Source organism: Flavobacterium sp. R1_16, from assembly GCF_057652095.1.
In genome coordinates this window covers 391761-404482 of record NZ_JBYFCG010000002.1, presented here as the reverse complement: position 1 = coordinate 404482, position 12722 = coordinate 391761, and the positions used below count along the sequence as shown (strand labels likewise).

Sequence of the window (12722 nt, the reverse complement as noted above, 5' to 3'; positions counted from 1 at the left end):
CGCACAATTATCTTGAGCAGACGGAGCAGTTACAGAGGCTTCACATTCCCCAGTTACATCAGCAAGAGCAGGAGCAATAGGAGCAGTTGTATCATTAACAGTAATTGTAATATTTGCTGTTGAACAGTTATTTGGATTTAATTTTTCACAGATTTTATATTCCAAAGTATATTGACCAACAGTTAATCCATTATTGATAATTGAAATATTACCAGTGGTTGTATCTAAATTAATGTTTGGATTTCCACCAGAAACTAATGATAAATTGACTTTGTCAGATGAAAAAGCTAATCCATTTAATAAATCATTTTGAAGAACATTACCTAATGTTGATGAACTAGAACATTCTATTGAATATTCATTATCAACAGCTGCTATTGCTGGAGCTGACACCGTAATGTAAACAGTGGCAGAATCACAATTTGTAGGATTTAATTTTTCACAGATTTGATAAACTATGGTGTAGTTTCCAGCAGGTGTTCCAGCGGGAATGCTTATTTGACCTGTTGTTATATCAACAGAAGGAATAGAGCCACCATTTATAGGAGTTGCAGGACTTGTTACTGTTAAATTCACTTGGTTAATAGCTACTGGATTACCATTTAAAGTATCAGCACCATTTCCATTATTTGACAGAACATTTCCAGCATTTGAGTTTCCATTTAAACCGTTACCTCCGTTTATAATATCATCTTGAGCGATAATAGCAGAAGCGGTTACTGTAATAAATACAGTTGCAGGATCACAATTTGTTGGGTTTAATTTTTCACAGATTTGATAAACTATGGTGTAGTTCCCAGCAGGAGTACCAGCAGGAATACTAATTTGACCAGTTGTAACATCAATAACAGGAACAGAACCTCCGTTGATAGGTGTCGCAGGACTTGTTACTGTTAAATTCACTTGGTTAATAGCTACTGGGTTACCATTTAAAGTGTCAGCACCATTTCCATTATTTGATAGAACATTTCCAGCATTTGAATTTCCTATTAAACCGTTACCCCCTGATATGTTATCATCTTGAGCAACAATAATAGATTTAGTTACAGTAACAGTAACTATTGCGGTATCGCAATTTGTTAGGTTACCAATTTCACATATTTGATACGTCAAAGTATATGAACCCTCAGGAGTACCTGGGTCAACAATCACATTGCTTCCACTTAATTTAACTCCAGGATTAGTAGCACTTACGAAGCTAAGGCTTACTTGAGAAGGAGTTACCAATATACCATTTAATGTATCATTTACCAATACATTTGAAAATGAAGTACCACCTGTCAATCCATTTACAGGAGATCCAGAATCATCGTTAGCAATTATTTTTTTACATTTTGCAATAGTAAATGGGAAATTACAACCTGAATTACCCGGAGGTACTGCATAATAGGTAGTAGTTGAACCATCTATTAGTGGGAATGGATTGTTTGCAGTATACTGAACGGAATTCATTGTTACAGGAAACGAATCATAAAATAATGTTCCAATTGGGAAATTAGATGCGATTTCTGTTGGAGATACAACATTTGTTCCGTTGCAATATGAAAAGTTTCTAACTAAAGGCGCATTTTGACAATTTGTTGCTACATAGTCAGCACCATTTATACCAACGTTTATTGATTCTGAAATAGGTTGTCCAACGCAGGTTCCATTTTGGGTGTAACCTTGAATAACCTTCGTTCCACTAAATGTAATACCTGTAGTTGCACCAACACCGCTAGATGTACCATCAATAACAATTTTACTACCACAACTTGAATTACTCAAAATTTGACAGTCAAGTGTTGCTTTTATTTTAAAACTTAATTTCCCTAAAAGCGTACTAGGATTGACAGGTAATGGTAATTTTCCGAAATCCCAAACTATAGATCCTGTTGCTCCTAAAGAAGCATCAAAATATACATTGTTAGGAGTTGGAAGAGGAGAGAATAATACTGTTCCTACGGCACTGCCTGTTACATATGTAGCATTATAAGGTATTGGAACAATTAATTTATAATTGTTAATTGCCTCTGTACCTAAGTTTTTTACATCAATATTTAATGCAATTTCTTGCCCAGGTAATGAAGTGTAAGGTTGAGAAGTTACAGGGACATTATTTATACTTGTAGCAGATATAACTCCTTCAACCTCTGGAATATAAGCATCAACAGCCATTGCAATAGCAAATATAGAATAAGTGTCACCACTAGTTCCGTATTTAAAATTAGTTGATGTTTGGTTGTTTCCAATAACGGAGTTGCTAGGGTTAGGAACATTAAACATGCTAATGTCGATACCCGTATTATTTTGTAATGAAGGATTTCTGAAAGCTCCCCCTGTATTTATTGACGAGTTAAAGAAATTTGTTGAAGAATTTCCGGAATGGTTTAAGTTTAAATAACTAGCATCGCTATTTTTTTGGATTTGAAAGTAATCACCAGTAAATGCAACGTCACCTTCACTAGCCATTAAACCAAGTTTTACTCCTACATTTCCAGCTTGAACAGTATTAAATCCTGAAACAGGTAGTGTAAAACCTGATGAGTTACTAGCTTGAACATAGGCATATCCATCAAAAATAGTTACGTCGCGATATTTCATTTTCGCATTTTCATAGACTACAATAATACCCCAGCCGCCAGAGTATCCAGTTCCGCTAACATTACCTTCCAATAATGCCATGTCAGCTGCAAAATATTCTCCAATACCGTTAGTTCGTACGTAGTCAGTAATTTCTTTGTAAGCAGAGAATATATTATCATCAGCACCTCCAGTTGGATAATAAATATCACTTGCAGATGCTGTAAATTTTGTGTAAGAAGAAGAGTTAGGGCCTTTTAATGAGATTACTCTTTTATCATAATTTTTTGTTATCGTTGTAAACGACTGGATAGTACCAGAAACATTTACCAAGGCAGACGATGAATTTCTAGTGTCTGTAGTTGATAAATTTATGGCTGTACTTCGTACTAAACTATTGATTTTTATAGTTACCGTCCCATCAACAATGGTATAGGGAGTGGTAAGAGTTGCAGTGGCAGTAGAACCAGAAGTTACAATGGTTACAGGCACATTTACTGCAGTTCCTCCATTGACAGAGAGCGTTACTTTAGCTGGTGCTGCATTGTTGGTATAACTAAATACGTAGGTATTTCCATTTCCTGAAAACGTAAAGACTGGACTTGTATTGGTTCCACTCGGATTTGGATTGTTTCTCGTGATAGATAACGAATAATTGGTATTGGTTATGTTCTGGTTATGAGTGGCGGTAAGGTTGTTATTAATAGACTCCGTGCCGTTAGGAACTTGTCGAGTAACGTTAAACGTATTATTACTTGATGATTTACCAGTCCAGTACAAACCTGCGTACACAATGTTAGAACAACTTGGAATTGCTCCGTTTTCAGTCGATAACGCTAAGGTAGCTGATGAGGAGTTAAAAGTATTTGGATCTCCATCAGTGTCAACGTAAGTCATGTATTGACCGTTATTGTTTGTATTATCACCGTAGTTTTGAGGTGTTAAACACGTATTTCCTAACATGGTAAAATCCCCTTTCACATTATAAATCTTTTTAGAAGGAGTATATTGTGAGGTTCTTTGAGCAAAATTAACTCTAACTTGAGCATTTGTTTTAATTGTAGTTCCAAGGAGAAAAACAAGTAATACAACTAAGTATTGAATTTTGCTTTCGATTGCTTTAATGTATAAATTTTTCATAATGCTTTCTTTTATCAAAAATTATTGATTGCTATCTCCTTTTTCAATTTTATAAAAAATACTATATTTTTCATCATAATTGCGAATCATTTTTGAGAGAGCCAAATCGGTAGTCGATACGCTTGAAACAATATAGATGTATTTTAAATTTTTGAAATTTGAAAATACAGACAAATCAATAGTTGAACTTAATTCAGTAGCACTATTAATTTTGATGGTGACAATCTCAATATTATTTTTCAATAAATTTGAATTGCTTATTTTATTCAAAGATCGTGAATCAATGAAAAAACTTTTTGGTTTTTCTCCATAGGTTTTTACATTGCCAGAATTAAAATAAATTGAAGGTTGAACCTTGTACAATAAATTTTCCAAATTCTGAGCAGCCGGATTGACAGATTTTCTTGAACTAAGATTGTTGGCCTCGGGCTTCAAAGATGCAATGAAAGAATTCACCTCCATGACTTGGGGTGAACCATCCTGTCTTTCAACCTGAGCAGAAACAGATGCACTATAAAATGCAACTATCAGTAGTAAGATTAGTTGTTTCATAATTAAAATTGGGGATAATTTAAACAGAAAAAGAGTTTTCAGTTGGTTAATAAATATGTTTGGGACTTTTGTTTTCATAATATTAAATTTTTATTAATTATTATTACTCGTATTTGGGATGTATTTTACCAGGTTAATTTCGTGAGCCAAATTACTTACAAAAACTATTTAATAATAATTTTTTCTGTAAAAAACATAAATATCAGATTAAATGACATTTAAGGGATATATTTTGATATTTTTTTAGAACTTTTTCTACAGTTTTAGACTTTAGTACTTTCATTTTATTTAGATTTTAGTTGTTTTAACATTTCAAAACTATTCTATTAAAATGAATCCACCAAAAAAAACATCGATAAAATGCAAAAATAACGGATAAAATACGTTTTTAACTATATTTTTACAGATAAAGATTACAAAAGCGTGTTAATAAAAATTTGTTTATAAATTATTTTGATTCCTTTTATTTAACAAATTATGATTAAAAAATTAATTGATTCTGGTGAAACAAAAATTACGTAAATTGTAGCTTGATAAAAAAACATTTCATTAGTTGATTAAATTTCCTCCGCTATGAAAAATTTAATAGTTATTAGACACGCTAAATCGAGTTGGGATGCGCCTCTCAAAGATATTGACAGACCATTAGATAATAGAGGTATTAAAGATGCGCATCTTGTGGCAAAAAAGGCAATAAGCCTTCTACCTAAAACTTTTTTAGTATTCAGCAGTCCTGCAAGAAGGGCATCAGAAACAGCAATAATTTTTGCTCAAAATTTTTTATATCCTATTGAGAACATTGTTTTTAAAGAAGAACTCTATACTTTTGACGGAAATAACTTGGAAAGAATTGTTAAATCTCTCAATAATAAGTACGATAATGTGATTCTTTTTGGACACAACGAGGCAATTACAAATTTTGTTAATAAATTTGGAAACATTTTTATAGAAAATGTTCCTACATCTGGCTTTGTATCTCTGAAATTTGATTCGGACAACTGGCAGTTCATCGATAGAGGAAGAACAATTAAAACACTATTCCCAAAAGATTTAAAATAAATACATGATTAATAATTCATATACCGATAGAGAAAAAAGCTGGTTGGCTTTTAATGCTAGAGTATTACAAGAAGCTGCTGATGAAGCAGTTCCGCTATTAGATAGACTACGTTTTTTAGGAATTTTTTCCAATAATTTAGATGAGTTCTTCAGAGTTCGTTTTGCTGCAATTAGGCGTTTAAGTTTGTCTGGGGTTTCGGGAGAAAAAGTTTTGGGAGGCATCAGCGCAAAACAATTACTAAAAGATATTACTGAAATAGTAATTCAGCAGCAATCAGAAAGTTTGAGGATTTTAAGCATTATTGAGAAAAAGCTTCAAGAGGAAAACATCTTCATGATTAATGAGGATGAAATTTCTGAAGAACAGGAGCATTTTCTCAAAGATTTTTTTATTCAAAAAGTAAGCCCTGCATTAGTAACAATTATCCTAAATGATTTGGCAGAATTCCCATTGTTGAAAGACACCGTTGGATATCTTGCAGTTAAGTTAGTTATGCGAGGCGCCAAGCCTTCCAAGTCACTTTTAAATATTGTTAAGACCAAGAAAGAGGTTCGCTATGCAGTAATAGAAATACCAAAAACCATTAATCGATTTGTGGTTTTACCATCTAGTGACGAGAAGAAATACATTATTCTTTTAGACGATGTTATCAGACACAATTTAAGTAGTATATTCAATATTTTTGATTATGAGAGTGTTTCGGCTCATATGATAAAAATTACCCGTGATGCTCAGTTAGAGATTGATAGCGATTTGAGTAAAAGTATGCTTGAAAAAATTGCCACAAGTGTAAAAGATAGAAGAATTGGTGAGCCTGTTCGATTTATTTATGACCAAAAAATCGAAAAAGATACCTTGAAATTTTTCCTTTCAAAAATGCATATTGACTCAACCGATAGTGTAATTCCTGGTGGACGATATCATAATAGAAGAGATTATATGGATTTTCCTAATTTGGGTCGATTTGATTTATTGTATTCATTAAATGAACCATTACCGGTTTGTGATTTGAGTTTAGATGGAAGTATTTTAGAAAGAATTAGTGTAAAAGACTATTTGGTTCATGCTCCTTATCAGTCATTTTCTTACTTAATTAAGTTTCTGAGAGAAGCAGCATTAGATCCAAAAGTAACCACAATTAAGATTACCTTATATCGTTTAGCAAGAAATTCACAAATAGTTAGTTCACTTATTAATGCTGCCAAAAACGGAAAGAAAGTTACCGTTCAAATTGAACTTCAAGCACGATTTGATGAAGCTAGTAACATCTACTATGCTGAGCAAATGCAAACTGAAGGTATCAATCTTATTTTTGGTATTAAAGGTTTAAAAGTACACAGCAAAATTTGTGTCATTGAAAGAATTGAGTTTGGCAAATTAAAGCGATACGGATTTGTTTCAACAGGAAATTTCAACGAATCTACCGCAAAAGTATATACGGATGTTACCCTTTTTACTTGTCATCAGCAGATTTTGAAAGACATAGACAAGGTCTTTGATTTCTTTGATGTAAATTTTAGAGTACACCGATACAAACACTTAATTGTGTCTCCACATTACACAAGATCACGATTTTATAAGCTAATCGATAGAGAAATTCACAATGCACAGGCAGGTGGCGAGGCTTATATTAAATTAAAAATGAATAGTGTTTCTGATTTTGCTATGATTGATAAATTATATGAAGCAAGTCGAGCTGGCGTAAAAATTCAATTGCAAATTAGAGGAATATGTTCGCTTATTCCGGGAGTGAAAGGCATGAGCGAAAATATCGAAGCCATTAGTATTGTAGATAATTATTTGGAGCATTCTAGAATTTACATTTTTGCAAATAAAGGTGAACCTGATGTTTACATATCCTCAGCTGATTTTATGACTAGAAATCTTGATGGTCGGGTAGAAGTAACCTGTCCTATATATGATGAAAGTATTAAAAAAGAATTGATTGATATTTTTAACATTGGATGGAAAGGAAATGTTAAAGCGCGGTATCATTCTGAAAAATTGGATAATAAATATAGAGTTCGAGGTCAAAATACAGTATTCAGAGCTCAGTTGGAAACCTATAATTATTATAAGAATAAAAATCAGATTTCCGCTCAAACTCAGTCAACAAACGATTCAATAATAAAAGAATAGCTCCAGAATGATAGTATTAAAAAAGTATGCTGCAATAGATATAGGTTCCAATGCTATGAGATTATTGGTAGCTAATATTATTGAAGAAAAAGGGAAAGAAACTCATTTTAGCAAAAGTGCTTTGGTTCGACTACCAATCCGTTTAGGTCAAGATGCATTTACTGTTGGAGACATTTCTGATGAGAATATTGATCGTATGGTGGATGCTATGAAGGCTTTCAAATTATTGATGAAAGTCCACAAAGTCGAAAAATATGTTGCGCTTGCCACATCAGCCATGCGAGAATCCAGTAACGGTCAAGAAGTTATTGATATTATTAATGAAAAAGCTGATATCAAAATTGATATTATTGATGGTAAAACCGAGGCAGCTATCATTGCATCAACCGATTTGCATTACCTTCTAAAAACAGAACAAACCTATCTTTATGTAGATGTAGGTGGTGGTAGCACGGAATTTTCTTTGTTTTCTGATGGGAAAATGATTGCTTCCAAGTCGTTTAAAATAGGAACCGTCCGATTATTGAATGATATGGTTAACAACATAGTATGGCAAGAAATTGAAAAATGGATTAAATCCTATTGTGGTGAATTTGAAACGGTAACGCTTATAGGTTCTGGTGGTAACATTAACAAACTGTTCAAAATGTCTGGCAAGCAGCAAGATAAACCATTGAGTTATACCTATGTTTTGAAGCGGTATAATTTCTTAAATTCCTTGACCTATGAGCAACGAATTTCAGAGTTAGGATTGAATCCTGATCGAGCAGACGTAATTGTTTTGGCAACAAAAATTTATCTCAATGCCATGAAATGGAGCAATGCTAAAAAGATTTATGTTCCCAAAATAGGATTGTCGGACGGAATTATTAAAGCCATGTATTTTGGTAAAATATAAAGATTTAGCCTATATTACCATGAATAAAAACAGACTTGAAGCTTTTAGTGATGGCGTTTTAGCAATTATCATTACCATTATGATTCTTGAAATTAAAATTCCAGAAACTGCTGATTTTTCAGATTTGATAAAATTAGTTCCTGTTTTTATAAGTTATGTTTTGAGTTTCATTTATATCGGAATTTATTGGAATAACCACCATCACATGCTACATGGTGCCACAAAAGTGAATGGCAAAATACTATGGGCAAACTTGCATTTACTGTTTTGGTTGTCATTAATTCCTTTTGCAACTGGCTGGATGGGTGAAAATCATTTCGCTAAAGCCACCATGACATTATACGGTTTTTTCTTATTCATGGCAGCCTTAGCCTACTGGATTTTACAAAATGCAATCATAAAAAATCATGGAAAAGATTCTTTGCTATCCAAAGCAGTCGGTAATGATTTGAAGGGAAAATCTTCGTTAGTTTTTTACTTAATAGCTATTGCTTCTTCGTTTTATTGCGAATGGATTTCTGCTGGAATCTATATTTTAGTAGCTCTAATTTGGTTGATTCCTGATAAAAGAATTGAAAAAGCGTTTGTCAATTAAGAATAAATCCCTCTAAATATCCAAGTCAAAAGTTTTTCGTAATAACTCCAAATTGGGATTTATTTCTTTTAATCGGTTGTATTTGTCTTGTGCGGTAAATGCAAATTTATTTTCAACGCTTTCATTCACAATTACTTTTATTGTAATATCATGATTGTGCAAATGTCCTTTAAGATAGCCCAATAAGCCATTTTTTTCAGATTCAAAATCAATTTTGGAACTTTCATTGGGTAATTCAAGAGTAATTTCGGTACCATTCAACACAGGATCATTGATAGACAATAAGGATTCCATGATTTTATATCCTTTGTCTCCCAGTTTTTGAGCATATTTGTTCCAATGCAACAGCATATCTGTTTCATTAAAAGGCTCTGTAGGTAAATGAACCGCTTCTTTCGTTAAGGATTTTGTGGTTTCTTGTAATTCTCTTTTAGCGCGAATACTGGCTAGAGAAAGTGCCGATACTTTTCCTTCTGGATTGGGAATTTGAGGTGTTTTTGGAGCAACTTCTGCTAATGGTTCTGCTACTTTTTCAACTTTGGTTTCTACAGGGGCTAGAACTGGAATATCCATAATTTCTGGAGATTCAACAGCCATTTCTAAAACTCGACCGTAAAAATGCTTGGCAGGAATTATATATCCGTCAACTTTTTTTTTTCTCCATCAAAAGTGATAGAGGCCAGTTGCATCAAACAAAGCTCGACTAATAAACGTTGGTTTTGAGATTGTTTGTATTTCAAATCACAATCATTGGCAATCTCTATTCCCTTGAGTAGGAAATCATGTGTGGCTTTTTGAGATTGTACCTCGTATAACTTTTGAGCTTGTTCTCCAGCTTCTAATAAGGATAAGGTCGAAGGTGTTTTACAAACCAATAAGTCTCTAAAATGAGAAGCCAATCCTGAAACAAAATGATGTCCATCAAAACCTTTCGATAGAATGTCATTGTAAGCCATTAATAGTTCAGGAATTTTATTGGCTAAAATTAAATCTGTAATGTTTATGTAGGTTTCGTAATCTAAAACATTTAGATTTTCGGTAACGGCTTGTCTTGTCAAATTATTTCCGCAATAGGAAACAACTCGGTCAAAAATGGACAAGGCATCTCGCATGGCACCATCCGCTTTTTGAGCAATAATGTGTAAGGCATCGTCTTCGAAGGTTACTCCTTGACTTTGGGCTACATCGGCAAGATGTTCTTTAGCATCTCTAACGGTTATTCTTTTGAAATCAAATATTTGACAACGGGACAATATTGTAGGGATGATTTTATGTTTTTCGGTCGTAGCCAATATAAAAATGGCGTGTTTTGGTGGCTCTTCCAAAGTTTTTAAGAACGCATTAAAAGCTGCCGAAGACAACATGTGTACCTCGTCTATAATGTATACTTTGTACTGTCCTGTTTGTGGTGGAATACGAACCTGATCAATTAGATTTCTTATGTCGTCAACAGAATTGTTAGAAGCGGCATCGAGTTCAAATACATTGAAGGCGAAATCTTCGTTGGGATCATCATAACCGGGTTGGTTGATTTTTCTGGCGAGGATTCTAGCACAAGTTGTTTTTCCTACACCTCTTGGCCCAGTAAATAATAGGGCAGAGGCCAAGTGATTGGTTTCTATGGCATTCAATAACGTATTGGTAATGGCCTGTTGTCCCACAACATCTTTAAATGTTTGCGGACGATACTTGCGAGCCGATACTACAAATTGTTCCATAGAATTTGATTGGATAGCAAATATAGATTTAAAAAGTCAAATATCAAAAGTCAAATATCAAAAGTCAACATCAAAAATCAAAAATCAACAATCGTTAATCTAAAATCATTAATCTAAATTCTTAAATCCTTACTTTTGCACCGCAGACCGCCTTATCGTCCCCCGCCCAGGCGGGGGGAGGAAAGTCCGGACACCACAGAGTAGCATAGCGGGTAACACCCGTCGTTTCGAGCAATCGGAAAAGGACAAGTGCAACAGAAAGTATGTACAGGTCAAGCTGTAGTGAAACCAGGTAAACTCTATGCGGTGAAATTTCAAGTATATCGATAGTTAAGGATGACTCGTCCGTTGTCGAAGGGTAGAAAGATGGAGCACGTGAGTAATTGCGTGCCTAGATAAATGATAAGGACCCGCCTTGGCGAGGTACAGAATCCGGCTTACAGGTCTGCTTTTTTTTAATTATATGTATCAAAATATAATTGTATGACTCCCTCCTCAAAGTCTAAGAAAAATTTGACTTCCAAGATTGTTAAGAATCTCACTTTTTGGGTTTTTATTGCCATTGTTGCCGGAGTTCTGTTAGGTCATTTTTTTCCTGAAAAAGGTATTCAGATGGAAATCATCGGAAAGACTTTTGTGGATATTATCAAGCTTTTTATCGCACCTATTATTTTTCTGACGATTGTTTTGGGAATTTCCGGAATAGGCGATTTGAAGAAAGTAGGCAGAATAGGTCTTAAGTCCTTATTCTATTTTGAAGTGGTTTCTACTTTGGCTCTTGCTATAGGTGTCGTTGTCGCGTATCTTTTTCAACCTGGACGCATCGACAAATCGGGATTGAATTTACAAGATGCCAGTACATATACTCAGAGTGCCTCGGAGCATTTTTCATGGTTACAGTTCTTTTTATCTAATTTGACCTTGCAGGTTTTAGTGGTGGCGATTATAGTTGGGATGTATCTTAACTTTTATAAACATCGCGATCATGCGGTTTTGATTTTGGAACGCTTTTCTAAGTTCGTGTTTTTGGGATTGAAGTATGTCATGTATCTCGCTCCGCTTGGAGCTTTTGGAGGAATGGCATTTACCATAGGAAAATTTGGACTTGCGACTTTGATTCCTTTAGGGAAATTGATGCTTTCGGTTTATTTGACGATGTTCTTGTTTGTTTTTGTGGTTCTTGGTAGTATTCTTCGGTATTATAAAATACGAATGCTTGATTTGTTGAAATATATTCGAGAAGAACTCTTACTTGTTTTAGGAACTTCTTCATCAGAAGCGGCTTTGCCTTCGATTATGGTGAAGTTGGAACGCATGGGTTGCAGTAAATCGGTGGTGGGATTGGTAATACCTACGGGTTATTCTTTTAATCTGGATGGGACTTCAATATATTTGTCGATGGCGGTGATTTTCTTGGCGCAGTTGTATGATGTGCATTTGAGTTTTTGGGAAATCTTGAGCATCATTGGCATTTTGATGATTACTTCAAAAGGAGCGGCTGGAGTTACTGGGAGTGGATTTATTGTTTTGGCTTCGACTTTAACGGCGATTCATAAAATACCGGTGGAAGGTTTGGCTTTTTTGCTTGGCGTGGATAAGTTTATGAGTGAGGCAAGAGCCATTACCAATCTCATTGGGAACAGTGTTGCAACGATTGTTATCTCAAAAAGTGAGCATGATTTTTCTGAACCTAATATGGAAAATACTTTGGAGGAGTTTTGAGTTTAACTGTAGGTTGGTGTAAGAATTAGAATTGATATTAATAATCACGATTGTATAGTAAACGCTTTGAGTTTTTTATAAGAATCGCTTTAAGCAGTAATTCTAATTATTATTAATATCAGTAACTTTTTCATATATTTTCTTTGATGTATTTATTTCTATTTTGCCGTCTAAAATTTCGTTTAACTTGTATGTATACTATAAAGCATTGTATTATTATCAAATAGACTATTTTTTACAAATAATTTAAAGGTAATCAAGTAATGATTTATATACAACACAAAAAAAGGTCTAAAAATCAAATGACTTTTAGACCTTTTTGTAGTATTGGTTTTC

General features: G+C 33.8%; 9 protein-coding genes and 1 other RNA gene. 6 read left to right on the top strand and 4 right to left on the bottom strand.

What is annotated here, in order from left to right; translation table 11 throughout:
* Together AC23L6_RS06140 and AC23L6_RS06135 are read right to left on the bottom strand one after the other, a co-directional pair.
* The coding region (locus tag AC23L6_RS06140; RefSeq protein ID WP_487560893.1) for a beta strand repeat-containing protein at positions 1-3702 on the bottom strand (3702 nt) is incomplete at its 3' end.
* 21 nt (positions 3703-3723) lie between these two features.
* Complete coding sequence (locus AC23L6_RS06135) at positions 3724-4254, bottom strand: hypothetical protein (protein WP_487560894.1); 531 nt, start codon at positions 4252-4254, stop codon at positions 3724-3726.
* Between the two features lie 573 nt (positions 4255-4827).
* Here AC23L6_RS06135 and AC23L6_RS06130 point away from each other — a divergent pair.
* Genes AC23L6_RS06130 through AC23L6_RS06115 form a run of 4 tightly spaced genes read left to right on the top strand, consistent with a single transcriptional unit; the run spans position 4828 to position 8946 of the window.
* Positions 4828-5313, top strand: a complete 486-nt coding sequence (locus tag AC23L6_RS06130; protein ID WP_487560895.1) for a SixA phosphatase family protein — start codon at positions 4828-4830, stop codon at positions 5311-5313.
* 4 nt (positions 5314-5317) lie between these two features.
* On the top strand, positions 5318-7453 hold the full coding sequence (ppk1, locus tag AC23L6_RS06125) for a polyphosphate kinase 1 (RefSeq protein ID WP_487560896.1): 2136 nt from the start codon (positions 5318-5320) through the stop codon (positions 7451-7453).
* 7 nt (positions 7454-7460) lie between these two features.
* Positions 7461-8351 carry a Ppx/GppA phosphatase family protein gene (locus AC23L6_RS06120; protein ID WP_487560897.1) on the top strand — a complete coding sequence of 297 codons (891 nt, stop codon included), beginning with the start codon at positions 7461-7463 and terminating at the stop codon, positions 8349-8351.
* A gap of 19 nt (positions 8352-8370) precedes the next feature.
* Complete coding sequence (locus tag AC23L6_RS06115) at positions 8371-8946, top strand: TMEM175 family protein (protein ID WP_487561237.1); 576 nt, start codon at positions 8371-8373, stop codon at positions 8944-8946.
* 12 nt (positions 8947-8958) lie between these two features.
* Here AC23L6_RS06115 and AC23L6_RS06110 read toward each other — a convergent pair whose 3' ends face one another.
* Together AC23L6_RS06110 and dnaX are read right to left on the bottom strand one after the other, a co-directional pair.
* Entirely contained in the window at positions 8959-9543 is a 585-nt protein-coding gene (locus AC23L6_RS06110) for a DNA polymerase III subunit gamma/tau (RefSeq protein ID WP_487560898.1), read from the bottom strand.
* A gap of 35 nt (positions 9544-9578) precedes the next feature.
* Positions 9579-10664 carry a DNA polymerase III subunit gamma/tau gene (gene dnaX, locus AC23L6_RS06105; protein ID WP_487560899.1) on the bottom strand — a complete coding sequence of 362 codons (1086 nt, stop codon included), beginning with the start codon at positions 10662-10664 and terminating at the stop codon, positions 9579-9581.
* A 139-nt stretch (positions 10665-10803) separates the two neighbouring features.
* Between dnaX and rnpB the strand changes: the two genes are divergently transcribed.
* Positions 10804-11120: RNase P RNA component class A (gene rnpB, locus AC23L6_RS06100), an RNA gene on the top strand.
* A gap of 27 nt (positions 11121-11147) precedes the next feature.
* On the top strand, positions 11148-12386 hold the full coding sequence (locus tag AC23L6_RS06095; RefSeq protein ID WP_487560900.1) for a cation:dicarboxylate symporter family transporter: 1239 nt from the start codon (positions 11148-11150) through the stop codon (positions 12384-12386).
* Positions 12387-12722: the final 336 nt, after the last annotated feature.